This is a genomic window from Serratia sp. HNCC26DJ244, assembly GCF_057180565.1.
The window spans coordinates 1-238 of the sequence record NZ_JBXUGO010000167.1; the positions used below are offsets into that span (position 1 = coordinate 1).

The 238-nt window shown below is 55.9% G+C and carries 1 protein-coding gene; it reads right to left on the bottom strand.

The window, feature by feature from the left end; translation table 11 throughout:
- Nucleotides 1-238 (bottom strand): Ig-like domain-containing protein (locus AC2A06_RS19110; RefSeq protein ID WP_484381337.1); only part of this gene is annotated, 238 nt, incomplete at both ends.

Below are 238 nucleotides of genomic sequence, written 5' to 3' on the forward strand. Positions count from 1 at the left end.
GATTATCGATGACCGTACCCAGCACCGGTGGTGCCGGTGGCGCTGTACTGACGGTAATACTGTAAGCCGGTGACTTATCGGTGGTGTTGCCGACCAGATCGTGCTCTGTTGCGGTCAACACAGCCACACCATCCACAAGCGGCAGGTTCGGCTGCATCGACCAGGAGAGATCCGTCTTCACAACCGCCGAGCCAATAATTTCGTTGCCACGGTATACCGTAATGATGTTACCCGCTTC